General features: G+C 60.7%; 19 protein-coding genes. 14 read left to right on the forward strand and 5 right to left on the reverse strand.

The window, feature by feature from the left end; all coding sequences use genetic code 11:
• The first annotated feature begins 203 nt into the window (after window positions 1-203).
• Window positions 204-2,147 carry a DUF2207 domain-containing protein gene (locus tag GPK39_RS08055; RefSeq protein ID WP_215674920.1) on the forward strand — a complete coding sequence of 648 codons (1,944 nt, stop codon included), beginning with the start codon at window positions 204-206 and terminating at the stop codon, window positions 2,145-2,147.
• 138 nt (window positions 2,148-2,285) lie between these two features.
• Here GPK39_RS08055 and GPK39_RS08060 read toward each other — a convergent pair whose 3' ends face one another.
• Window positions 2,286-2,927 (reverse strand): GNAT family N-acetyltransferase, encoded by a 642-nt coding sequence (locus GPK39_RS08060; protein WP_215674922.1) that lies wholly within the window; start codon window positions 2,925-2,927, stop codon window positions 2,286-2,288.
• A gap of 277 nt (window positions 2,928-3,204) precedes the next feature.
• Here GPK39_RS08060 and purH point away from each other — a divergent pair, with 277 nt between their 5' ends.
• The 4 genes from purH (at window position 3,205) to GPK39_RS08080 (ending at window position 7,523) form a co-directional block, all read left to right on the forward strand.
• The gene (purH, locus tag GPK39_RS08065; protein WP_215674924.1) at window positions 3,205-4,812 is read left to right on the forward strand and encodes a bifunctional phosphoribosylaminoimidazolecarboxamide formyltransferase/IMP cyclohydrolase; all 1,608 of its coding nucleotides are present in this window, start codon (window positions 3,205-3,207) and stop codon (window positions 4,810-4,812) included.
• 105 nt (window positions 4,813-4,917) lie between these two features.
• Window positions 4,918-5,625: a hypothetical protein gene (locus GPK39_RS08070; RefSeq protein WP_252204822.1), complete on the forward strand. Its 708-nt coding sequence runs from the start codon at window positions 4,918-4,920 to the stop codon at window positions 5,623-5,625.
• 173 nt (window positions 5,626-5,798) lie between these two features.
• The gene (locus tag GPK39_RS08075; RefSeq protein ID WP_215674929.1) at window positions 5,799-6,470 is read left to right on the forward strand and encodes a response regulator transcription factor; all 672 of its coding nucleotides are present in this window, start codon (window positions 5,799-5,801) and stop codon (window positions 6,468-6,470) included.
• Window positions 6,471-6,479: 9 nt separating this feature from the next.
• A complete protein-coding gene (locus tag GPK39_RS08080; protein WP_215674931.1) occupies window positions 6,480-7,523 on the forward strand; it encodes a sensor histidine kinase in 1,044 nt (347 codons plus the stop codon).
• A gap of 200 nt (window positions 7,524-7,723) precedes the next feature.
• Here the strand turns inward: GPK39_RS08080 and GPK39_RS08085 are convergent, their stop codons facing one another.
• Window positions 7,724-8,161 (reverse strand): universal stress protein, encoded by a 438-nt coding sequence (locus GPK39_RS08085; RefSeq protein ID WP_006235921.1) that lies wholly within the window; start codon window positions 8,159-8,161, stop codon window positions 7,724-7,726.
• A 247-nt stretch (window positions 8,162-8,408) separates the two neighbouring features.
• On the opposite strand from GPK39_RS08085, the gene GPK39_RS08090 reads away from it, so the two are divergent.
• Together GPK39_RS08090 and GPK39_RS08095 are read left to right on the forward strand one after the other, a co-directional pair.
• Window positions 8,409-9,389: an undecaprenyl-diphosphate phosphatase gene (locus GPK39_RS08090; protein WP_148332666.1), complete on the forward strand. Its 981-nt coding sequence runs from the start codon at window positions 8,409-8,411 to the stop codon at window positions 9,387-9,389.
• Window positions 9,390-9,722: 333 nt separating this feature from the next.
• Window positions 9,723-12,623, forward strand: a complete 2,901-nt coding sequence (locus GPK39_RS08095) for an ATP-dependent helicase (RefSeq protein WP_215674933.1) — start codon at window positions 9,723-9,725, stop codon at window positions 12,621-12,623.
• Window positions 12,624-13,059: 436 nt separating this feature from the next.
• Here the strand turns inward: GPK39_RS08095 and GPK39_RS08100 are convergent, their stop codons facing one another.
• Window positions 13,060-13,998, reverse strand: coding sequence for a type I phosphomannose isomerase catalytic subunit (locus GPK39_RS08100; protein WP_215674935.1), 939 nt, complete (start codon window positions 13,996-13,998; stop codon window positions 13,060-13,062).
• Between the two features lie 69 nt (window positions 13,999-14,067).
• Window positions 14,068-14,787 (reverse strand): GntR family transcriptional regulator, encoded by a 720-nt coding sequence (locus GPK39_RS08105; protein ID WP_215674937.1) that lies wholly within the window; start codon window positions 14,785-14,787, stop codon window positions 14,068-14,070.
• 303 nt (window positions 14,788-15,090) lie between these two features.
• On the opposite strand from GPK39_RS08105, the gene GPK39_RS08110 reads away from it, so the two are divergent.
• From GPK39_RS08110 to nhaA, 7 genes are all read left to right on the forward strand, one after another.
• Window positions 15,091-16,491: a glycoside hydrolase family 1 protein gene (locus GPK39_RS08110; RefSeq protein ID WP_215674939.1), complete on the forward strand. Its 1,401-nt coding sequence runs from the start codon at window positions 15,091-15,093 to the stop codon at window positions 16,489-16,491.
• Between the two features lie 120 nt (window positions 16,492-16,611).
• Entirely contained in the window at window positions 16,612-17,955 is a 1,344-nt protein-coding gene (locus tag GPK39_RS08115) for a PTS sugar transporter subunit IIC (protein ID WP_195503572.1), read from the forward strand.
• Between the two features lie 162 nt (window positions 17,956-18,117).
• The gene (locus tag GPK39_RS08120) at window positions 18,118-18,420 is read left to right on the forward strand and encodes a PTS sugar transporter subunit IIB (RefSeq protein WP_035137700.1); all 303 of its coding nucleotides are present in this window, start codon (window positions 18,118-18,120) and stop codon (window positions 18,418-18,420) included.
• Between the two features lie 9 nt (window positions 18,421-18,429).
• Window positions 18,430-18,762, forward strand: a complete 333-nt coding sequence (locus GPK39_RS08125) for a PTS sugar transporter subunit IIA (RefSeq protein ID WP_197736861.1) — start codon at window positions 18,430-18,432, stop codon at window positions 18,760-18,762.
• Window positions 18,763-19,003: 241 nt separating this feature from the next.
• Window positions 19,004-19,957 (forward strand): ROK family protein, encoded by a 954-nt coding sequence (locus GPK39_RS08130; protein WP_252200046.1) that lies wholly within the window; start codon window positions 19,004-19,006, stop codon window positions 19,955-19,957.
• Window positions 19,958-20,122: 165 nt separating this feature from the next.
• Window positions 20,123-21,046, forward strand: coding sequence for a manganese-dependent inorganic pyrophosphatase (locus tag GPK39_RS08135; RefSeq protein ID WP_195920076.1), 924 nt, complete (start codon window positions 20,123-20,125; stop codon window positions 21,044-21,046).
• Window positions 21,047-21,314: 268 nt separating this feature from the next.
• A complete protein-coding gene (nhaA, locus tag GPK39_RS08140) occupies window positions 21,315-22,673 on the forward strand; it encodes a Na+/H+ antiporter NhaA (RefSeq protein ID WP_215674943.1) in 1,359 nt (452 codons plus the stop codon).
• Window positions 22,674-22,759: 86 nt separating this feature from the next.
• Here the strand turns inward: nhaA and GPK39_RS08145 are convergent, their stop codons facing one another.
• Window positions 22,760-23,014 carry a hypothetical protein gene (locus GPK39_RS08145; RefSeq protein WP_022093864.1) on the reverse strand — a complete coding sequence of 85 codons (255 nt, stop codon included), beginning with the start codon at window positions 23,012-23,014 and terminating at the stop codon, window positions 22,760-22,762.
• Between the last annotated feature and the right edge of the window lie 139 nt (window positions 23,015-23,153).

Consider the following 23,153-nt stretch of genomic DNA (forward strand, 5'->3'; position numbering starts at 1 on the left):
TATACGCCGTGATGCGCGACCGGGTGCCCTACCGGGAGTAGCCCCGACGGTTGACAAAACTATAGGAACACCCAATGACTGGCTGTTGGGGTGCGGGTGTGACTTTCATCCCGTTTGGCGCTCCGGTCGCCTAGATGTTCGTCATGCGTACCCGCAAACGTGGGACAATGGCGCTGTTGGTTTTACAGACAAAGGATGTGCCTATGAACACCCTCGCCGCCAAAGTCAGCCGGCAGCGCCACCTGTTTGCGCGATTCGCTTCCGTCTGCGTGCTCGTCGCGCTTGCGTTGTTGCTGCTGCCTGTCGCCGCGCACGCCGACGGCTACTCCATGACCCAGACCTATATCAGTGCCACGGTCGAGGCCGATGGATCGCTGACCGTTGTCGAGGGACGCCAGTTTGATTTCGACGACGACATCAACGGCGTGTTTTGGGAGATCAATACGGGCTCCAACCAGCAGGGCGGCACGGCGGGCGTCGACGTGCTGAGTGTCGAGGAAGAGGACACCGCGTTTAACAAAGTCGATAGCGCGAACAAGGGCGACTCTGGCGTCTACACGGTCGAGCAGACCGGTGACGGCGTAAGGATTAAGGTGTTCAGCCCTCACGAGAGCGGCGACAGCGCAATCTACTACGTGAGCTACACCATGACCGGTGCGGTTATGAACTGGGCCGATACCGCCGAGCTCTACTGGAAGTTCGTAGGTGACGGCTGGTCTGCGGATTCCGATGACGTCGAGATGGAAGTGTGCTTCGCGAATGCCGCTGCCGGGACGGCGGCCGTCAAGGGCGATAACTTCCGCGCATGGGGCCATGGTCCGCTGACGGGCGACGTGTCGCTCGATGAGGACGAGCCCATGGTCACCTATACCATTCCCTGCGTGCACCAGGGCGAATTCGCCGAGGCACGCATCGCCTTCCCTAGCGACTGGGTGCCGCAGCTTGCCGCTTCGGGCGAAGAGCGCATGTCAACGATCCTGAGCGAAGAGAAGGAATGGGCCGACGAAGCTAACGCCCGCCGCGCTCACGCTCGCATGATTGCTAATGCACTTGCCGTGCTAAGTGTTGTTGCGGCGGTGGTCTTTACCGGCACAATCGTTATGCTCAAGCTGCGCAAGCGCAAGCCCAAGCCGCTTTTCCAGGACGAATATTTCCGCGATGTGCCTTCGGCCGACCATCCCGCCGTGCTTTCGGCCCTCATGAGCTGGAACGAGGTGCCCGATCAGGCATATATCGCCACGCTCATGAAGCTCACTGACGACCGTGTGATTAAGCTGGAGCAGGCGACCGTGACCAAGGCCAAGAAGGGTCTGTTGGGGCGTGAAAAAGAAGAGCAGACGTATCGCGTGACGGTGAGTGATGCGGGCTGGAAGTCGGCCAAGGGCATTGACCACATGGTGCTCAAGGTCTTCTTTGCCGGTGCTAAGCCTGACGAGAACGGCGATCGCTCGCGCACGTTCGACGAGCTGCAGCACTACGTCAAGCAGCACGCTACACCCGTGGGCGACAAGCTCGAGGACTATCAGAACACCGTTAAGGGCAAGTTGGCCGATAGCGAGTACGTTGCCTCGGACGGCATTGTTGCAATGGTGTTTTGCCTGGTTCTTGGTATTCTGATCGCCTTTGTTCCCGTGGGATCCATCTTCTTTACCGATGGCGCACAGGCGAACATTACCGCCGCGGTTATCTCGGTGCCGATTGTGCTGGTGGGTATCGGCGTGGGCCTTACGTTCCGCCGCTTTACGCCGGAGGGCGCCGAGGTGGCGGCTCGCTGCAAGGCGCTCAAGCATTGGCTCGAGGATTTCACACGCCTAAAGGAAGCCGTCCCGGGCGATCTGGTGCTGTGGAACAAGCTGCTGGTGATGGGCGTGGCGCTGGGTGTTTCCAAGGAAGTGCTGCGTCAGCTTGCCGAGGCCGTGCCGCCCGAGGTGCGTGAGGCCGACGGCTTCTATGACAATTATCCCTGCTACTGGTGGTACTACCATCATTACGGTACCGAGTCGCCGCTCGATTCATTCGATGACGTGTATCACGAGAGCATCCGTGAGCTGGCTTCGAGTTCCGATAGCTCGAGCGGCGGCGGTGGCGGCGGCTTTTCGGGCGGCGGAGGCGGCGGCGTCGGCGGAGGCGGCGGCGGAACGTTCTAGCGAGTTCTGATTTTTGGGATGGATCTTCTCCGGCGACTGCCGACGGATCCATCCCATTTTTATGCGCTATCTACGAAGACTGTCCCCAACGACTAGTCACTGGGGACGTTCCTAAATGACTAGGTATGGCTGCCGGGTTTAGGCTGTTAGGTCGAGTTCGTAGAGGAAGCTTTCGCGCGGCATGTCGTGACGGCGCTCTTCGCGGTTGGCGCGGTGCGTGGCCGTGCGCTTAAAGCCGTGCAGCTCGTAGAACTTCCACGAGCAGTTGGAGTCGGTGTACAGGTGCGCCCTCGTCGCTCCAAGCGAGGACAGGTGCGAGACCGCGGCATCGAGCAGAACCGTGCCAACGCCCAGGCCATGGACATCGCGATCCACGGCAAGCAGCGTGACCTCGTTGTCGTGCGGCAACGGGCTTTTCTCGAGCAGGCGGTTGTTGGTTCGAATGGTGGCGCGCACAAATGAGAGATACTCGGCGCACGACTCGGGTTCTAGCTCACGCATCTGCGACAGCAGTGCACGCTCAGTATCCATCCAATGTTCCCTGACGGCGGCGCCGGAGCTCTGTCCCGCACGCGCAAGCGAAATGCCGCGTGCCTCGCCATCTATAACTGCAACCTGCGAAAACGTCGAGGAAGAAAGGCAGTAGGCAAGGTCGCACGCGGCTTCGAGGCGGTTGTACTCATCGTTATCCGAGTTGTTGTGCCAAAGCTGCTGCATGATCAGCGCGATGGCGTCGAAATCTTCGGTATCAAACGGTCGGTAGAGAACCCGCGAGACCATGGTGCCTCTTTCTATTGCGGATGCATATCGAGCACAGTTCTACCACGCCATTGGCATCTAATTATGGTGCCCCTGTGTTCCATCAACTCACCGTGCCCAGTGGCGCTCCTGCAACCCCCGCTCGCAAACTTTTTCTGCACAGCCGTACGTTGCGGGGTGCAACGTCGCGCTCGATGCGCTACATTGAATCAGTATTTTCAATGCCGCTGCGCGAGCGCTGCAGATCGACGTATCACCGACTCACAGAGCACGGCGGCGTACCAGACAGGAGGACTGCATGGGATCTGATGTGAAGATCGCACGCGCGTTGATCTCGGTTACCGATAAGACGGGCGTCGTCGATTTCGCACGGACGCTGGTTGACGACTTTGGCGTCGAGATCATCTCTACGGGCGGCACGGCTCGTGCCATCGAGGACGCGGGCGTTCCCGTAACTCCCATCGAGGAGTTCACGGGCTATCCCGAGATGATGGACGGCCGCGTCAAGACGCTGCACCCCAAGGTTCACGGTGCGCTGCTGGCCCGTCGCGATTCCGAGCAGCACATGCAGGAGGCCGCTCAGCACGGCATTAAGCTGATCGACCTGGTCGTCGTCAACCTGTACGAGTTCGAGAAGACCGTCGCCAACCCCGAGGTCACCTTTGCGGATGCCATCGAGCACATCGATATCGGTGGCCCCTCCATGCTGCGGTCTGCCGCCAAGAACGCCGCGAGCGTTACCGTCATCTCCGACCCGGCCGACTATAATGCCGTCCTGGCCGAGATGCGCGAGACCGGTGGCTGCACCACGCTTTCCACCCGTCGTCGTCTGCAGGTGAAGGTCTACCAGACCACCGCCGCCTACGACACGGCCATCTCCCGTTGGCTTGCCGCCCAGGCAAGCGACGTGGCGGACACCTCTGCCAAGCTCGAGATCTCGCTGGAGAAGGTCGACGACCTGCGCTATGGCGAGAACCCGCAGCAGAAGGCTACGGTCTATCGCTTTGCCGAGGGCTGCGAGAACACCGCGAGCTCGCAGTTCCCGCTCGTGGGCTCCGAGCAGATCCAGGGCAAGCCGCTCAGCTACAACAACTATCTGGATGCCGATGCCGCCTGGAACCTGGTCCGCGAGTTCGATGAGCCGGCCTGCGTGATTCTCAAGCATCAGAACCCCTGCGGTTCCGCCGTTGCCGAGGACATCACGGCAGCCTACGACCGCGCCTTCGCCTGCGATCCCAAGAGCGCCTTTGGCGGCATCATCGCCTGCAACCGCGAGGTCCCTTACGAGCTCGTTGAGCATTTTGCCGACGAGAACAAACAGTTCGTCGAGGTCATCATCGCTCCGAGCTACACCGCCGAGGCGCTCGAGCGCATGGCCAAGCGCCCCAACCTGCGCGTGCTGGCGACCGGCGGCGTGGACCACGGCGCCCAGGTGGAGCTGCGCTCCGTCGACGGCGGCATGCTGGTGCAGGAGGTCGACCACGTGACCGAGGATCCCGCGACCTTTACGTTCCCCACCGACCGCAAGCCCACCGACGCCGAGATGGCCGAGCTTGAGTTTGCCTGGAAGGTCTGCAAGGGCGTTAAGTCCAACGCCATCCTGGTTTCCAAGGGCAAGGCCGGCATTGGCATGGGCCCGGGTCAGCCCAACCGCGTGGATTCTGCGCTGCTGGCCTGCGAGCGTGCCGAGGACTTCTGCGAGCGCGAGGGCGTGGAGAAGGGCGGCTTTGCCTGTGCAAGCGACGCGTTCTTCCCGTTCCGCGACAATGTCGACGTGCTTGCTGCGCACGGCGTGACCTGCATCATCCAGCCCGGCGGCTCCAAGCGCGACGACGAGAGCATCCAGGCCTGCAATGAGCATGGTATTGCGATGGTCTTCACGGGCGCCAGACATTTCCGTCACTAAGTTCCGCCCTGGGACAAAATAATCTCTGCAAAAGACGGCTGCTCCGTTTGGAGGGCCGTCTTTTTGGTATAAGAGGACGGAATGACTAACACGAAAGGTACAACCATGCCCCAGATTGATGATGCCGAGCTGTTTGGCAATGCCGAGGATCAGCGTGCGTACGAGGACTTTTGCGCCAATCAGGAGGCGGTCGAGAAGTTCACGCTCGACAAGCCCGCGCTTGTCTGCCGTTGGCGCATGTCCAACAAAAAGGTGCCCATGCTCAACCGCCACATTCGCGCACTGTCCGAGCGCCTGGTGCAGGGCGAGCCGCTTACCCATAACATGCTCAGCTGGGCTAAACAGCACGTTGAGTGGTCGCTTGCCGAGGGCGATTACACTGCGCACGACGGCGTACTCATGCTGGTGATCGACGTCAATGGCAACGCCGCCATGACGGTGGGCGAGTACGAGCCGCTGGCCGATACGTCGGCTAAGGCGCTACGTGCCCGCTCCGCCGAGGCCCGCTCCGAGGCCGACGAAACCGGCGTGGCGCCCGAGCTGCTCGCCGCCGTCGATAACGGCGAGCTGGCCTTTGTGGCGCCGGCGGACGAGTGCCTGTGCGGCACGGCGACGATCATCGAGCAGCTGGCCCAGACCAAGGGCATCCCGGTCACGCGCGTAGACATTCCCGCGCAGCTCAAGGGTGCGCTGTTTCTGGTGAGCGACGAGCACGGTGTGGTTGCCGCCGCCGACTCCGACGCCGCCGACTCCGACGCCGCCACGGTCGCCTTCTTCGCCGAAGGCTACGAAAAGCTCCGTGCCCGCCGCTAAATGATGTTTCTGGGACGGGGATTAAAAACTCATTTAATTCCCGTGCTCGTCGCGAGCGAGAGGCAAGCCTCTGCCACTCGCGAACAGTTCTGTCACTTTGGTGCCGCGTGAGGCGCGTATCTGCGGATCCGCGGTCATAATGGGGCAAGACAACCAAGAGGGGGGCGGAATCCATGGCGCTAATCTATATCGTTGAGGACGACGAGCCCATTCGTCGTGAGCTTATCGACATCCTTGCCCGCGCCGGTTTTGAGGTTGAGGCATGCGAATCGTTTGAGCATGTCTCGCGCGATATTCTCGCCGCCGTGCCCGACCTGGTGCTGCTCGACCTCACGCTTCCCGTCAAGGACGGCCAGCATATCTGCCACGAGGTTCGCCGCGAATCCGAGGTTCCCATCATCGTCCTCACGTCGCGCACGACCGAGATCGACGAGGTCATGGCCATGACGCTCGGCGCGGACGACTTTGTTCCCAAGCCCTACAGCGCCCGTGTGCTCGTGGCGCGCATCAATGCCTTGCTGCGTCGCACCGCGGCGGCGGGCGAGCGCAGCACGCTCGTCCACAAGGGACTGGAGCTCGACCTCGCACGCTCCATGGTCACCAACACGCAAACGGGCACCAGCACCGAGCTCACAAAAAACGAACTGCGTATTCTCTCGCTGCTTCTGAGCCGCGCGGGCAAGATTGTTTCGCGCTCGGCCATCATGCAGGACCTGTGGGACTCCGACGCCTTTGTGGACGACAATACGCTCACCGTCAACATCAACCGCCTGCGCACCACGCTTGAAAAAATCGGCATCAAGGGGTATTTGACTACGCATCGCGGCCAGGGCTATTCGGTCTAGGGGCCGGCTATGTCGTTTGGCAAATTCTTTAAAGATGCGCTGCTTCCCGTCACCGTGTGGACGTGCGGTGTGCTGCTGAGCTGCTTTGTGCTGACGGTCGCCGGCGCACCCGTTTCTATCGTGGTCGTGGCGGTCGGCGTGTCCTTTATCTTTGGTATGCTCGGCATCGTGATCGAGTACGCGCGCCGTCGTCGTTTTCTGCGCCAGCTGGAGCGCGCGGCAGAGGAGCTCGAGAGTCCCGCATGGGTGCAGGAGATGGTGCAATGCCCGACCTATGCCGAGGGCGAGCTCGAGTACGAGGTCTTGCGCCGGGTGGGCAAGGCGGCATGCGACGAGGTTGCCGAAGGCCGGCGTCAGACCGATGACTATCGCGACTATATCGAGAGCTGGGTCCACGAGGCCAAGCTGCCTCTGGCGGCAGCCCATCTGATTTTGGAAAACCTGGACGGCAGCGAAGATGATCTGTCGCGCGTAGATGACCTCGGTCGCGAGCTTGCCCGCGTGGAGCGCTATATCGATCAAGCGCTGTACTACGCGCGCTCGGAAGTCGTGGAACGCGACTACCTGATTCGCCGCTGGGACCTTAAGACCTTGGTGACGGGCGCGATTAAAGCCAACGCGCGCGAGCTCATTGCGGCGCATGTGGCCCCGGTGTGCGAGAACCTCGACTTCGAGGTCTTTACCGACGAGAAGTGGCTCGAGTTTATTCTGGGCCAGCTCATTCAGAACAGCATTAAATATGCGCGTGAGGACGGCGCAAAGATTGTGTTTTCGGGTGCGTTGCTGGACGAGGGTCTGGCAAGCGAGCGCATCGAGCTTACCGTCGCGGACAACGGCTGCGGCGTGTGTGCGGCAGACCTGCCGCGCGTGTTCGAGAAGGGCTTTACCGGCGACAACGGCCGCACCACCAAGCGTGCAACGGGTATTGGCCTCTACCTGGTGGCGCGCCTGTGCTCCAAGATGGGCATCGACGTCACCGCAGCATCCGAGCCCGGCGAAGGCTTTGTCGTCACGTTTGCCTTCTCAACCAACAAGTTCCAATACTTCGAGTAACGCACACGGCAAACGCCCGTCCAAACAAAACGTGCCGCCCCAAACGGGGCGGCACGCCATTTTTTATCAGCCAACTCGTTGAAGTATGGTGACGAAGGCGCAAGGCCGGGAGGGGTTATCAAAGCCGACATCCCGCAGCCGCGAAGCGGCGAGGACGTCGGCGTGATAACCCCGCAGGCCTTGCGCCGGCGGGAAGGAACCTACTTCACGACCAAGATGTCGCAGTCCGTGTTGCGCAGCAGGAACGTCGAAATCGAACCCAGCAGCGCATACTTGATCGAGGACAGGCCGCGGGCGCCGCAGAGCACCAGGTCGGGCTTAACCACGTCGAGCATCTCGTCCTTGAGCGTCTCGCGAATACGGCCGGCGCGAATCATGACCTCGACCTCGGGAATATCGGGATTGGCCTTGGCCTCTTCGAGCTGCTTGGCGATGGAGTTCTTAAATGCCTCCTCTAGGCCGTTGACCAGATCGACCGGATAGGAACCGGCGCTCTCGAGCGCCGTGGAATCGATAACGTGGCCGATGATTAGCTTGGCGCCGTTGTTCGCGGCGACCTTGATGGCGCGTGCGAGCACAAAATCCTGCTGCTCAGTACCGTCGAGTGAAACAAATACCTTGGTGTAGCCCTCGTTCATGGTTTCCTCCTTGGTCTATCGCACGGGCGCGGGGCTCGTGCATCGGGCGGGCGCGGGCGCGTTGGCCGCCGGACACTTTATCTTGTTGCAGTTATACCCAAGGATTTGGGTTTGACCGCTCGCAATTCTGTGAACGGGCGAGTTTTTTGGTAAGGGTAGGCGTAGACGCGCCCGAACGGTTGATAATGGGACATCGCCCGCACCGTCCGCAGAACAATATCGGCGGGTGTCTAACGAGGGGGTCCCTTTGGATATTATCGAGCTTCTAAAATCTGCCTTCATGGGCCTGGTCGAGGGCATCACCGAATGGCTGCCTGTTTCGTCGACCGGTCACATGATCTTGGTGGACGAGTTCGTCAAGATGAACGTGAGCGAGACGTTCTGGAATATGTTCCTGGTCGTGATTCAGCTCGGCGCCATTCTGGCCGTCTGTGTGCTGTTCTTCCATGAGCTCAATCCGTTCTCGCCCAGCAAGGGCAAGGAGGGCCGTCGCGACACCTGGGTGCTGTGGGGCAAGATCGTTCTCGGCTGTATTCCCGCCGCGGCGATCGGTCTGCCGCTTAACGACTGGATGGAGGAGCATTTCTACAATGCTCCCGTCGTGGCGCTGGCGCTCATTGTGTACGGCGTGCTGTTTATCGTGATCGAGAACTGGCGCGCGAGCAAGCGCGAGGAAATGGCCGTTGCCGGTTCGTTTGGTTCGCGTGCTGTGGTGTCGGGTGGACGTCCCGCTGGTGCGCACTTTGCGGCGCCCGCCGCGGCTACCGCTGAGGATGAGGACGATGACGAGAATCTGGACTTTGGCTCCATCGCCACGCTCGAGGACCTGAGCTGGAAGACTGCGCTGGGTATCGGCTGCTTCCAGGTGCTTTCGCTGGTGCCTGGTACGTCTCGCTCCGGTTCTACCATCATCGGCGGCCTGCTTTTGGGCTGCACGCGTTCGGTGGCGTCCAAGTTTACGTTCTTCCTGGCCATCCCGGTCATGTTTGGCGCGAGTGCGCTCAAGCTGGTCAAGTACTTCATCAAGGGCGGCACGTTCGGTGCCAACGAGGTCGCTATCCTGGGCGTGGGCTGCGTTGTGGCCTTTGTGGTTTCGCTCATCGCCATCAAGTGGCTCATGGGCTTCGTCCGCCGTCACGACTTCAAGTGCTTCGGTGCCTACCGCATCATCCTGGGCATCGTAGTGCTCGCATACTTCTTCGTTCTGGAGCCGATGCTCGGCCTCTAACTTAGTCGACGCTGCGCGGCGGCCAGGGCGACAACTTGTCATTCAAAGGGGGTGGCATGACCAAAAGGTCTATGCCGCCCCCTTTTCATGCCAATTTGTTCGCCCTGACCGTCGCTCGCTGCTGCTGCCATGACATCGGCGGTTTCGTGATTGTCAATAGATTGGTGCAGACTAACCTGACCCCATTGCACCAAATCCGCTGGGGCGAGCCTGACGGTGACGCACGGAGTCGTGGTGTGATTTGCGTCGGTGTCCGCGCGGCTCGGTATACTGGTACGGCTCAAACTATGGCGCTGCCCGCAGGCGCGCCGTCCGTCAGATGAGGAGTCGCCCATGACCCAGCCCTTGCCCTGGGAAAAGAATGTCGCGGTACCTGTGCCGCCCGCGCCGGAACCCGTGCCGCTCGATGCATACACCACCCCTGCTGCGCCGGAGCCCGAGCTCGTTCCGCTCGACATCTACGACGCTCCCGCGCCGGCGCCCAAGCCCGCCAAGCCGCTCGTCGACATCGACAGCCTTAATCCCGCCCAGCGCGAGGCGGTCCTGACCACCGAGGGCCCGCTGCTGGTCCTTGCCGGCGCCGGCTCGGGCAAGACCCGCGTCCTGACCTTCCGCATCGCGCATATGCTCGGCGACCTGGGCGTTAAGCCCTGGCAGATCCTTGCCATCACGTTTACCAACAAGGCCGCGGCCGAGATGCGTGAGCGTCTGGCGGCACTCATTCCCAGCGGCACCCGTGGCATGTGGGTGTGCACCTTCCATGCCATGTGCGTGCGTATGCTGCGCGAGGACGCCGACCTGCTGGGCTACACCGGTCAGTTCACCATCTACGATGACGACGATTCCAAGCGCATGGTGCGCGATATTATGCAGGCGCTCGGTATCGAGCAAAAGCAATTCCCCATCAATATGATCCGCAGCAAGATCAGTTCGGCCAAAAACGCCATGATCGGCCCCGAGGACATGCTCAAATCCGCCGACAGCCCCAACGACAAAAAGGCCGCGCAGGTCTACCTGGAGCTGGAACGCCGCCTGCGCGCCGCCAACGCGATGGACTTCGACGACCTGCTCGTGCGCACGCTCGAGCTGCTGCGCACCCGCCCCGAGGTGCTCGACAAGTACCAGGAGCGCTTCCGCTACATTAGCGTCGACGAGTATCAGGACACCAACCACGTCCAGTACGAGATCGCTAACCTGCTGGCCGCCAAGTACCAAAACCTCATGGTCGTGGGCGACGATGACCAGTCCATTTATAGCTGGCGTGGCGCCGACATCACCAACATCCTGGACTTTGAGCAGGACTTTAAAAACTGCAAGACCGTTAAGCTGGAGCAGAACTACCGCTCCACGGGCCATATCCTGAGCGCCGCCAACGCCGTGGTGCGCCACAACTCGCAGCGCAAGGACAAGCGCCTGTTTACGGCCGAGGGCGATGGCGAGAAGATCCAGGCCTTCCAGGCAAGCGATGAGCGCGACGAGGGCCGCTGGATTGCCGGCGAGATCGAGAAGCTGCACTCCAAGGGCACGAGTTACGACGACATCGCCGTGTTCTACCGCACCAACGCTCAGTCGCGTATTCTCGAAGATATGTTCCTGCGCGCAGGCGTGCCCTACAAGATCGTGGGTGGCACGCGATTCTTCGACCGTGCCGAGATCCGCGACGTCATGGCCTATCTTAAGATGATTGTGAACCCGGCCGACGAGATGAGCGTCAAGCGCGTCATCAACACGCCGCGCCGCGGCATCGGCTCCACCTCGATTCAAAAGATTGAGCAGCTGGCACGCGACAACCGCTGCTCGTTCTTCCAAGCCTGCGAGATCGCAACAGCCGAGACGGGCATGTTTAGCGCCAAGGTGCGCAACGGCCTGTCGAGCTTTGTGGCGCTGGTGCGCGAGGGTCGCCGCATGGACGGCGAGCTCAAGGACGTTGTCGAGATGATCGTCGATAAGACGGGCCTGCTGCAGGCTTTCCGCGCCGAGGGCACCATGGAGTCCGAGAGCCGCGCCGAGAACATCCAGGAATTCCTGGGTGTCGCTGCCGAATTTGAGGAGACGCATGAGGATATCGAAGGTACGCTCGAGAGCTTGGAAGAGCTGCGCGCTGCCGGTGTTGCCGATGTGCCTGTCAGCGCCGAGCCCGAGCCCGTCGTGGTGAGCGCGCCTGCGCCCGAACCGGGGCCGTCTGCCCCGGTATCCTCGTTTGAGGCGCTCGTTGGTGCGCGTGACGCCGCGGGCTCCAATCCGCTCGATAGCTTGGCCGCTCCGGCGCTGTCTCCGCAGGATGCCCTGGCCGCCGCCATCGCGGGCAACGCGTATGCCGTGCCAACAGAGTTGCCGGCGGGTGCCGTGCATGCCGACGAGATCGAGCGCACCTACGGTCCGCTCACCTGTAAGGCGCTGCCGGCGCTCATGGAGTGGCTGGCCTTGCGCTCCGACTTGGATTCCCTGGCCGGCGAGACGCATGCCATCACCATGATGACCATCCACTCCGCCAAGGGCCTGGAGTTCCCGGCGGTGTTCGTGGCCGGCATGGAGGAGGGTATCTTCCCGCACGTGCACGACTTTGGCGGCGGCGATGACCCGGGCAAGCTCGAGGAGGAGCGTCGCCTGGCCTACGTCGCCATCACGCGCGCCCGTAAGCGCCTGTTCTTGACCTATGCGGCCACGCGTCGCACCTACGGCTCGACCTCTGCCAACCCGCGCTCGCGCTTCCTCAACGAGATTCCGTTTGAGGATATCGAGTTTAGCGGCATCGGTTCTGCCGGTTTTGAGGGCACGGGCTGGGAGAAACGCGGCGACCGTCACGGCACCTTTGGCTCGGGCATGGGCTCGGATATGTACGGCGGCAAGGTGTTTGGTTCGCATACGCGCTCGACCGGCGGTTCCGGTTCGCGCGGTGGATCGAGTTTTGACGATTTCTTTGGCGGCAGCAGCTACGGGACCGAGCGCCATCGTGGGGTCTCGCCCGACGCCGGCCGTGTTGCCTCGACCTTTGGTTCGGGTGCGCCGCGAGCCAAAAAGCCGTCATCTAAGGTGTCGCCGACAGTGGAGCGCAAGGTCGATCGCGCTAGCGCGTCGCAGGACTTTGCCGCAGGCGATACCGTGAGCCACAAGACCTTTGGCACGGGTACCGTGATCTCGGTCGTCGGAGACATGATCGAGGTTCAATTCGAAAAGACCGGCCAGACCAAAAAGCTAATGAAAGGTTTTGCACCGATCGTCAAACTGTCGTGATCCCGGCGGACCTGGGCGGGCGTATGGGGCAACATCGCCTGCTCGGGCAGTCCTGCGCAAGACGGAGAGCACATTAAGTGCTCTCCTTTGCGTGCGGAACTCGCGATCGATGTTGTCCCATACGCCCGCCTAGGTCCTTGGGTAACGTTGCTGGACGATCGCTGCTCTGCTCGTTCGCTTTTTGATCTGGAAAGCCGGGTGGGCTGATGGATAGATACAACAAGGGGCTCTTCCGTTGATGAACGGAAGAGCCCCTTGTTGCGTTTTGATTGTCGTTACTAGCCAAAGGCTCGCCGGGACGGGGCGCGGGGTTTGGTCGATCGCGAGTTCCGCACGAGCCGGAGAGCACTTAATGTGCTCTCCGTGCGAGCAGGACTGTCCGAGCAGGCGACCAAACCCCGCGCCCCGTCCCGGCGAGCGCTCGGGGACCGGTAGCTTACAGGTGCGAGACGATCAGTTCCATCTTGCCTTCGAGGTCGATGGAGCCGACGGTGCTCGGAGCCAGCAGGTGGCTTCCCTTGTGGACGGGGTCGCCGCAGATGGTGCCTTCGCCGTCGATGACCGACAGACACATGAAGGGCCAGCGCTGGTCGAGGGTCTTGCTGCCGTTAACGCGCACGCGATCGACGGTGTAGCAGGGGCAAGATTCGAGCTCGGTCACGCCGTCCACCTCGGGTGCGGTCACCGTGCCGTCGGTCGGAGCCTGAGCATCAAAGTTTATGCAGTCGAGGCTCTGCTCAATGTGCAGGGGACGCAGTTTGCCGTCGGTGCCGGGGCGGTCGTAATCATACAGGCGATACGTCACGTCGCACGACTGCTGCGTTTCCAAAATGAGCGTGCCGGCCTTGATGGCGTGAACGGTACCGGAATCAATCTGGAAAAAGTCGCCCTTGTGGATCGGCAGTACGTTGAGCATGTCGTCCCAGCGGCCGTCCTCGATCATCTGCGCGGCCTCGGCGCGGTCATGTGCGCGCTGGCCGACGATGATCGTGGCACCGGGCTTGCAGTCCAGCACATACCAGCACTCGGTTTTTCCCAGGCTGCCGTTCTCGTGCTTGGCGGCGTACTCGTCGTTGGGATGAATCTGGATTGAAAGGTCGTCCTTGGCGTCCAGAATCTTAATGAGCAGCGGGAACTCCCTGCCTTCGCAATTGCCAAAGAACTCGCGGTGCTCGGCCCACAGCCATGACAGCGTGTGACCGGCGTACGGGCCCTCAGCGATCTGGCAGTCGCCGTTGGGATGGGCCGAGATGGCCCAGCACTCACCGATGGGCCCCTCGGGAATGTCGTAACCAAATACGGTTTCGAGCTGGCGGCCGCCCCAGATCTTCTCGTGGAAGATCGGCGTCAGTTTAATCAAATCGGACATATTCATACCCCCATTGTGTTGCGCGGGGCGCCGCGTAAAACTGCTCAAAACGAGCGCCCGCGTGACTACAAAAACCTATGCCAACGTTACGTTGTGCAACTCAAAGCGGTCGCCAACGTTGCGCGAGATCGAATACTCAAAGGCGGCGCCGCTGTCCAAAAAGCCAATTTGGGTGAGCTCGAGCAGGGGAGAGCCAAGTTTGGTGTCCAGACGCTCGGCTTCTTCCTCGGTTGCTGCCACGGCGCGAATGGTACGGTGGAAGCTCGAAATCTTCAGCCCACATTGCTCGCGGATGAAGCGGTAGACCGATCCGTACAGATCCTTCTTTTTCAGCCCTGGAATCAGCTCGAGGGGCATGTAGGTGTACTCGATAACGATGGGCTTCTCATCGGCCTGACGCACGCGCACGACGTGATAGGCAAAGTCATCCTCGGCAATTCCCAGCTGGGCTGCGATGTCCGCTGGTGGATTAACAATCGAGAAATCGTAGACCACCGAGGTCACCTTCTCCCCGCGGTGCTCATACGAAAAACCCTGGGCACGGTCGTTTTTTCCCTGGAAAAACGCCTGGCCGGGAAGTCCCGCCGTGTCCTTAACGTAGGTACCCGATCCACGACGGCTGGTAATAAGACCTTCCTCGGTGATTTGCTCGATAGCTCGTTTGACGGTGATTTTGGAAACGCTATAGAGCTCGCAGAACTCAACGACGGTGGGAAGCTTATCGCCCGGTTTAAGAGCGCCATCCTCAATACTCCGACGAATATCTGCAGCTATCGCCTCGTATTTGGGAATCATGGAACCTCCTTTCCGACATATTTGAATACAAAAGTAAGTATAACCCTCAACAGGGCACCCATATTACTTTTATCTAAGAAGTTCGAGAAAGAAAAAAGAAAAAGACGCTTTACTTTTAAAATTAGAGCGCTATAGTTTAAGCAACAAACGGAATCCTACCGCAGAACAGGATTGACTGTTTGGGGCCGGTTTTGTTTTGGTGGGTTGGATATCGGTATAACCGGTGCGCGCCCGCGCCGGATAACCTGCCAAAGCAAACCCGTCTCCAACCGGAAGCTCTAGAACACGAAAGCGAGGACTTTGATGGCACAGTATCAGCTGCCCAACGACTTCTTCTTTGGCGCTGCTATGTCCGGCCCGCAGACTGAGGGTCAGTGGAACCAGGGCGGCAAGCTCGAGAACCTGTGGGACACCTGGTCCATCCAGGATCTGGGTTCGTTTTACAACTGCGTTGGCTCTTATGCCGGCAATGACTTTATGGCCAAGTACCAGGAAGACTTTCGCATTTTGAGGGACTTGGGCCTGGATACCTATCGCACTTCCATCCAGTGGAGCCGTCTGCTCGATGCCGACGGCAACCTTAATGAGGAGGGCGCTGCGTGGTATCACGAGTTGTTCCGCGCTTCTCGCGAGGCCGGCCTGGAGCCGTTTGTCAACTTGTACCACTTTGACATGCCCACCTACCTCTTTAACCGTGGCGGCTGGGAGAGCCGTGAGGTCGTCGAGGCTTACGCGCATTACGCCGACGTCGCCTTCCACGAGTTTGGCCAGGAGATCAAGTACTGGTTCACCTTTAACGAGCCTATCGTCGAGCCCGAGCAGCGCTATCAGGAGGGCGTGTGGTTCCCGCAGCTCCACGACTTCACCCGCGCCCGCACCGTGCAGTATCACATCTCGCTGGCGCATGCGCTGGCCGTGGCCAACTATCGTCGCGCCTATGACGAGGGCGCTATTCGCGCCGATGCCAAGATCGGCATGATCAACTGCTTTACCCCGGTCTACACCAAGGAGAACCCCAGCGAGGCAGACCTCGAGGCCGTGCGTATGACCAGCGGCATCAACAACCGCTGGTGGCTCGACCTCATTACCAAGGGCGAGCTTCCTGCCGACGTGCTCGACAGCCTAGCCGAGGGCGGCGTTAAGCTCCCGTTCCGTGCCGGCGACCAAGAGATTCTCAAGCAGGGTGTTGTCGACTGGCTTGGCTGCAACTACTACCACCCCACGCGCGTTCAGGCGCCGGCGAGCAAGATTGACCAGTACGGCCTGCCGCACTTTGCCGACGAGTACGTATGGCCCGACGCCGTTATGAACGAGAGCCGCGGCTGGGAGATCTACCCGCAGGGCCTCTACGACTTTGGCATGGACTGCGCCAAGAACTATCCCGATCTTGAGTGGTTCGTTTCCGAGAACGGCATCGGCATCATGGACGAATACAAGAACCGTGACGCCGAAGGAACCATCCAGGATGACTACCGCGTCGACTTTGTACGTCAGCACCTGGAGTGGGTGGCCAAGGCCATCGACGAGGGCGCCAAGTGCCGCGGATACCATTATTGGGCCGTCATCGATAACTGGTCTTGGGCCAATGCCTTTAAGAATCGCTATGGCTTTGTCGAGGTCGATCTGATGGATGGCTATAAGCGCCGTCTTAAGAAGTCGGCGGCCTGGCTCAAACAGGTCGCCACGACCCACGTGGTTGTTTAGCGACCGGACGAACGTCCAGACCGCGCGCCGCCGCGCGCAACACATGGCACATCTGGTGGCAGAGGGCGACAGACCACCGTGCGCATAGGAAAAGGCCGGATTTGAAAGTTAGGAGCAATCATGGCCAGTGACAACGGAAAGAGCTTCCTCGACAAGTTTGCCGAGGTCTCTGCGAAGGTGGGAAACCAGGTTCACCTGCGTTCCCTGCGTGACGCCTTCGCGACCATCACGCCGCTCTATATCCTTGCGGGTATCGCGGTTCTTATTAACAACGTCGTGTTCCCTCTGTTCCCGCTCGATGCGGCGGGCCTTGCCAACCTTCAGACGTGGGGTTCGGCGATTACGCTGGGCACCCTCAACGTCTCTGCTATTATCTTGGCCGGATTGATTGGCTACAGCCTCGCTAAGAACAAGCGCTTCGATAATCCGCTTGCTTGCATGGTCGTCGCTATCTCTGCCTTCGTCATCATGATGCCGCAGCAGATCACCGCCACGCTTGCCGCCACGAGCCCACTGCTCACCGACAAGATCACCTCCGCCGAGGTCACGGGCGCCCTTTCGACTGCCAACACCGGCACCAACGGTCTGTTCTCGGCTATTATCATCGCCCTGCTTTCCGTCTCGCTCTTCATCAAGATTTCTGGCGTCGAGAAGCTCAAGGTTAAGCTGGGCGAGGGCGTGCCTCCCGCGGTCTCCAACTCCTTCAACGTCATGATTCCGATGCTGCTTAACCTCGCGGTCTTCGCTCTTGCCGCAGCCCTGCTCGCCGTGGGCGCCGGCACCGATCTGTGCACCATCATCTCCACGTGCATCTCCAACCCGCTCAAGAGCATCATGAACGCTGGTCCGTGGGCTGTTATCCTCATCTACACCCTTGCTAACCTGCTGTTCTGCGTCGGTATTCACCAGTCCACCATCTCTGGCGCTACCGTCGAGCCGATCCTGACCATGCTCATCGTCGACAACATGGCTACCTTTGCCGCCGGTGGCACCATCCAGCCCGATCACTACATGAACATGCAGATCGTTAACAGCTTCGCCCTCATCGGCGGCTCGGGCTGCACCCTCATGCTCCTGCTCGACACGCTCCTGTTCTCCAAAAACAAGGCTTCCGAGACCGTTTCCAAGATGGCTATCCTGCCTGGTCTGTTCAACATCAACGAGCCGGTTATCTACGGTTACCCCATCGTGTACAACCTGCCGCTCATGATCCCGTTTGTCCTCCTTCCCGACCTGTTCATCGGCATCACCTATGGCCTTACCTGCGCAGGCATCATCAGCCCCTGCATCGCCCAGGTGCCCTGGACCATGCCTCCCGTCATCAATGCCCTGCTCGCTACGGGCTTTGACTGGCGCGCTGGCGTGTGGCAGGCTATCGAGATTGTCATTGGCATGGCCGTCTACCTGCCCTTTATGAAGATTTCCGAGAAGGCAATCGCCAAGCAGGAGGCTCTCGCCGAGTAGAACGCCTAACGTTCGTCCCTTTCACCTTTGCGGGCGCCGGTACGCGGCGCCGGTGCCCGCAGCTCTCTCCCTTGTGTAAAGATGCGGGGGGGGTGGGCACAATAGCCGCAAGGAATAAAACCAGTTGTCGTCTGCGCGCCGCGCAGTTATAAGGAGGAAACCATGAAGAAGATCATGCTCTGCTGCAATGCCGGTATGTCCACGAGCCTGCTGGTCCAGAAGATGCAGGCCGAGGTTGCAAACCGTGGTCTGGATATTGAGGTCGAGGCTCGTCCCATGAACGAGGCCCACGATCACCTGGACGAGTGCGACATGTTGCTGCTTGGTCCGCAGATCGGCTACACCAAGGGCGATTTTGAGAAGGAGGCCGCCGGTCGTTTTCCGGTCGAGGTCATCAACATGGTCGACTACGGCCGCATGAACGCTGCCGGCATCATCGACCACTGCGTCAGCGTGATGGGCTAGGTGCTCTGCATGGAGGATATGAACGAACTGCAGATGACCTGCTTTGAGATCATCAGCTACGTCGGTACCGCCAAGAGCATGTACATCAATGCCGTGCAAAAGGCCAAGGAGGGCGATTTTGACGCCGCCGAGGAGCTTATCAAGCAGGGCGACGAGGCCTATAACGGTGGCCACGATGTTCACATGGGGCTTCTGAAGAAGGAGGCCAACGGCGAACGTAACGGCGAGGCCCCGTTGATTTTGCTGCATGCCGAGGACCAGATGGCCGGCACCGAGACCATGCGCGTCATGGCGACGGAGCTCATCGAGGTTCACAAGCAGCTGCAGGCACTTCAGGCCTAGTCGGCGTTATCGCCGCGACGGACCGTGCGGTCCAACAGACAACATAGTCCCTTTGACGGGCGCCGGGAGCCTCCGCCTCCCGGCGCCTTTATTTTTGGGGATGGTCTTGCGCGGCCTGTTGGGCAGCCAATTGCGTTACCCCAGATAAAACCTGCCAAAACAAACCTGTCCCTTTTTGGTAGGTTTTTGCCTTGGGAGCGGTACCATACAGGCAATGTTTAAACGAGAAAGGCGGGCTCCCATGGAACCTAAGCAGTACTACATCGGCATCGACGTCGGCGGCACTTCGGTTAAGGAGGGCCTGTTCGACGAGGACGGCAACCTGCTTGCCAAGGCCAGCGTGCCCACGCCTCCTATCGTTGACGCTGCGGGCTTTGCCGCGGTGACCGAGGCTATCGACCAGGTGGTCGCCAAGGCACAGATTCCGCGTGCCTTTGTGGCGGGCATTGGCCTGGCCGTTCCGTGTCCCATCCCGGCGTCGGGCGATGCCAAGGTCAAGGCCAACATTGCCATTAACCTGCCCGAGCTGAGGGTCGCCATTCAGGAGCACTGCCCCGACGCGGTCGTTAAGTACGAGAACGATGCCAACGCCGCCGCCATGGGCGAGGCCTGGCTCGGCTCTGCCAAGGGTGTACAGAACGTGGTGATGGTCACCATCGGTACCGGCGTGGGCGGCGGCGTTATCGTCAACGGCGACGTGGTGTCGGGCGTTGTGGGTGCCGGCGGCGAGATCGGCCACATGTGCCTGAATCCGGCTGAGGAGCGCACCTGCGGCTGCGGCGGCCATGGCCACCTGGAGCAGTATTCCAGCGCCACCGGTGTGGTGAGCAACTACCTTGCCGAGTGCAAGAAGGCGGGCGTCGAGCCCATCGAGCTCACCGGCCCCTCAGATTCCAAGGACGTGTTCCAGGCCTGCCGCGAGGGCGACAAGCTTGCGCTGGCCGCGGCCGATACCATGGCCGACTATCTCGGTCGCGCCCTGGCGCTTATCGCCAACGTGGTCGACCCCGAGATGTTCCTGATCGGCGGCGGCGCCTCCGCCTCGGCCGATGTCTACCTCGACAAGGCTCGCGAGTACTTCCAGCGCTACGCGCTTTCCGCCTCGCGCGAGACGCCCATTAAGGTCGCTTCGCTCGGCAACGACGCCGGCATCATCGGCGCCGCCTACGTAGCTCTGCGCGCCGCTGGCAAATAGCTGGTGCAGGGGGGCGGGTTACTTTGCACCAACATGGTGCAAAAGGGACAGCCTTGGCCCCCATACCTGCCCCAAAATATGCCGTGGCTCTTCCGTCTGCGAAGGCTCGGCATCGGCGTGCTACCATAGCTACGTCTAAGTACACATATCAAGTGGAGGATATCCATGGCAAACGTTCTTGTCTTTGGTCACCAGAACCCCGATAACGACGCCATCATGAGCGCCGTCGTTCTGTCCCAGCTGCTCAACCAGGTTGAGTATGCCGGCAACACCTATGAGGCCTGCGCCCTGGGCCAGCTTCCGGCCGAGTCCGCCAAGCTGCTCGCCGACGCCGGCATCGCCGAGCCCCGCGTGATCGAGTCCGTCGAGGCCGGTCAGCTCGTCGTCCTCACTGACCACAACGAGTCCGCCCAGTCCGTTGCCGGTCTTAAGGACGCCACAGTCTTTGGTGTCGTCGACCATCACCGCATCGGCGACTTCGAGACCGCCGGCCCGCTGCACTACATCTGCCTGCCCTGGGGTTCCAGCTGCACCATCGTCACCAAGCTCGCCGGCGTGCTCGGCGTTGAGCTTTCCGACGTTCAGGCCAAGCTGCTGCTCTCGGCCATGATGACCGACACGCTCATGCTCAAGAGCCCCACCACCACCGATGTCGACCGCGCCGTCGCCGCCAAGCTCGGCGAGCAGGTGGGCGTCGACCCGGTCAAGTTTGGCATGGAGGTCTTCCTCACCCGTCCGTCCGGCTCCTTCACCGCTGCCGAGATGGTCGGCAACGACATCAAGATGTTCGAGCCCGCCGGCAAGAAGCTGCTCATCGGCCAGTACGAGACCGTCGACAAGAGCCGCGCGCTCGGCATGATCGACGAGGTCCGCGAGGCCATGCGCGCCTACGCCGCCGAGAAGGGCGCTGACGGCATTGTCCTGTGCATCACCGACATCATGGAGGAGGGCTCGCAGGTCCTGCTCGAGGGTGAGACCGAGGCCGCTCAGAAGGGCCTGGGCATCGCCGACGAGCACGACGGCGTCTGGATGCCGGGCGTTCTCTCCCGTAAGAAGCAGGTTGCTGCCCCCATCATGGCCGCCTGCTAGGTTCTTTTGGCCTAACACCGACGACCGGACCGCGGACGCCCCGCGCTCCGGTCGTTTTTTGTGCACGGCACCGCGTTGTCTATTGGACAGGGGCGCCCGTGCCGTTGAGCAAATAATGTTCAACCTGTGGTTCCGCTTTTCGGCCACGTCTGCGTGCTTGTCGTGCAGGGTAGGCTAGATGCAAGCGTAATTCGTTGGAGCGCGGCGCCGCCATCTGGGCGGGCCGTGCTTTTTTAAGACGGGAGTCTTCCCGTGAAAGGAGCCGCCCATGGCAGCACCCGAGCAGCTGTTTAACGTCCGTGAGCGCAAGCGTTTTGAGCGCCATGACATTTGGGAGCGCATCGCCGAGAACGGCACGATTTCCGCCGCCGTCATGGTCTTCGCCGCCATCGCCGCCGTCATTTGCGCCAACACCGATGCCTACGAGGCCATCCATCACTTTTTGGAGACCCCGTTGTATGTGGGTCTGGGCAACCTTACGGCCGGTCTCACCGTTGAGCTTTTCGTCAACGACTTCCTTATGGCGATCTTCTTTTTGCTGGTGGGCATCGAGCTTAAGTACGAGATGACGGTCGGTGAGCTCAAGAATCCGCGTCAGGCCATGCTTCCCATGCTGGCGGCCGTGGGCGGCGTCGTCGTTCCCGCCTGCATCTACCTGATCTTTAACCATGCCGGCGCCCGCAACGGTTGGGCCATCCCCATGGCAACCGATATTGCCTTTGCGCTGGGCGTGCTGTCGCTTTTGGGCAATCGCGTGCCCAACGGCGTGCGCGTGTTCTTCTCGACGCTCGCCATCGCCGACGACCTCATCTCCATCGCCGCCATCGCCATCTTCTACGGTCAGAGCCCCAATCCGTTTTGGTTGGGCGCCGCCGCGCTTGTGACCTGTGCGCTCGTGTGGCTCAACAAGACGCAGCATTATCGCCTTGCCCCGTATTCGGTACTGGGCCTGCTGTTGTGGTTCTGCATGTTCAAGAGCGGCGTACACGCTACGCTTGCCGGCGTCATCCTGGCCTTCACCATCCCGGCCAAGTGCGGCGTCAAGCTCGATAGCCTCACCGATTGGTTGGGCGAGTGCCTGCCGCTGCTCGATGACCGCTACGACGACGAGGCGCACATCCTGGGCCAGCATGACTTTACCGTCTCGACCACCAAGGTCGAGCGCGTCATGCACCGCGTGACTCCGCCGCTTATCCGCATGGAGCGTCTGATCTCCACGCCGGTCAACTTTGTGATCCTGCCGATCTTTGCGTTCGTGAACGCGCAGGTTCGCCTAGTGGGCGTTGACATGAGCACGCTGCTCACCGATCCGGTGACGCTTGGCGTGTACTTTGGCATGCTGCTGGGCAAGCCGATCGGCATCTTTGGCATGACGTTCGCCTTGGTCAAGCTCAAGGCCTGCGAGCTGCCGCACAATGTCAACTGGCATATGATTGCCGGCGTGGGCATTCTGGGCGGTATCGGCTTTACCATGTCGATTCTCATCAGCGGCCTCGCCTTCCCGACGGCCCAGTTTGAGGTTCTGGCTGCCAAGGCCGCTATTCTCGCCGGCTCTGTCACCGCGGCCGTACTTGGCATGATCTACATGAGTGTGATCTGCAAGCACCCCGCGCCCAAGGACAAGTAAAAGCACATACAAGTTTGAAAACGCCGCCTGTGAACACCATCACAAGCGGCGTTTTAGTCATTGGGGACGTTCTTAAATGACTAGGTTTATTCCACGGTGCCGTAGACGGCGCCCCAGCCGTGGGCGGCCAAGGCGGAGTTGAGCTGGTCGCAAAGTGACTGGCGGTCGTAATAGCCGGGCGGCAAAAGGTTCACGATTTCCATGAGATCGGGTGCCAGGTCCAAGATTTCGGCCTGTACGATCAGATCCAGGCGGTCGATGGCGTGGCGGTCGTAAAACAGTCCGTCGACCAGGCGCTGAAGGTCGCCGAATTCCTCGGCCTGGAACGATCCGTACTCCATAGTGCCTCCTTGGGCGCTTCATGCCGGCATGCGCGGCGATTCGTAATTCATTGCGATGGACTTAATCTATCACGGCTTCATAACGTTGCGACGGTAGCGGTCTATACTTAGAAGAATTGCAACGTACCGCTTCGTGAAA

Origin of the sequence: Collinsella aerofaciens (genome assembly GCF_018785245.1) — a bacterium.
In the GTDB taxonomy this organism is placed as follows: Bacteria; Actinomycetota; Coriobacteriia; order Coriobacteriales; family Coriobacteriaceae; genus Collinsella; species Collinsella aerofaciens_AD.

Coding starts and splice junctions, on each gene's coding strand:
- GPK39_RS08110 (WP_215674939.1), top strand. CDS start 15,091: ATGGCACAGTATCAGCTGCCCAACGACTTCTTCTTTGGCGCTGCTATG.
- GPK39_RS08055 (WP_215674920.1), top strand. CDS start 204: ATGAACACCCTCGCCGCCAAAGTCAGCCGGCAGCGCCACCTGTTTGCG.
- GPK39_RS08070 (WP_252204822.1), top strand. CDS start 4,918: ATGCCCCAGATTGATGATGCCGAGCTGTTTGGCAATGCCGAGGATCAG.
- GPK39_RS08080 (WP_215674931.1), top strand. CDS start 6,480: ATGTCGTTTGGCAAATTCTTTAAAGATGCGCTGCTTCCCGTCACCGTG.
- GPK39_RS08105 (WP_215674937.1), bottom strand. CDS start 14,787: ATGATTCCCAAATACGAGGCGATAGCTGCAGATATTCGTCGGAGTATT.
- GPK39_RS08125 (WP_197736861.1), top strand. CDS start 18,430: ATGGAGGATATGAACGAACTGCAGATGACCTGCTTTGAGATCATCAGC.
- GPK39_RS08075 (WP_215674929.1), top strand. CDS start 5,799: ATGGCGCTAATCTATATCGTTGAGGACGACGAGCCCATTCGTCGTGAG.
- purH (WP_215674924.1), top strand. CDS start 3,205: ATGGGATCTGATGTGAAGATCGCACGCGCGTTGATCTCGGTTACCGAT.
- GPK39_RS08120 (WP_035137700.1), top strand. CDS start 18,118: ATGAAGAAGATCATGCTCTGCTGCAATGCCGGTATGTCCACGAGCCTG.
- GPK39_RS08060 (WP_215674922.1), bottom strand. CDS start 2,927: ATGGTCTCGCGGGTTCTCTACCGACCGTTTGATACCGAAGATTTCGAC.
- GPK39_RS08085 (WP_006235921.1), bottom strand. CDS start 8,161: ATGAACGAGGGCTACACCAAGGTATTTGTTTCACTCGACGGTACTGAG.
- GPK39_RS08130 (WP_252200046.1), top strand. CDS start 19,004: ATGGAACCTAAGCAGTACTACATCGGCATCGACGTCGGCGGCACTTCG.
- nhaA (WP_215674943.1), top strand. CDS start 21,315: ATGGCAGCACCCGAGCAGCTGTTTAACGTCCGTGAGCGCAAGCGTTTT.
- GPK39_RS08115 (WP_195503572.1), top strand. CDS start 16,612: ATGGCCAGTGACAACGGAAAGAGCTTCCTCGACAAGTTTGCCGAGGTC.
- GPK39_RS08095 (WP_215674933.1), top strand. CDS start 9,723: ATGACCCAGCCCTTGCCCTGGGAAAAGAATGTCGCGGTACCTGTGCCG.
- GPK39_RS08145 (WP_022093864.1), bottom strand. CDS start 23,014: ATGGAGTACGGATCGTTCCAGGCCGAGGAATTCGGCGACCTTCAGCGC.
- GPK39_RS08135 (WP_195920076.1), top strand. CDS start 20,123: ATGGCAAACGTTCTTGTCTTTGGTCACCAGAACCCCGATAACGACGCC.
- GPK39_RS08100 (WP_215674935.1), bottom strand. CDS start 13,998: ATGAATATGTCCGATTTGATTAAACTGACGCCGATCTTCCACGAGAAG.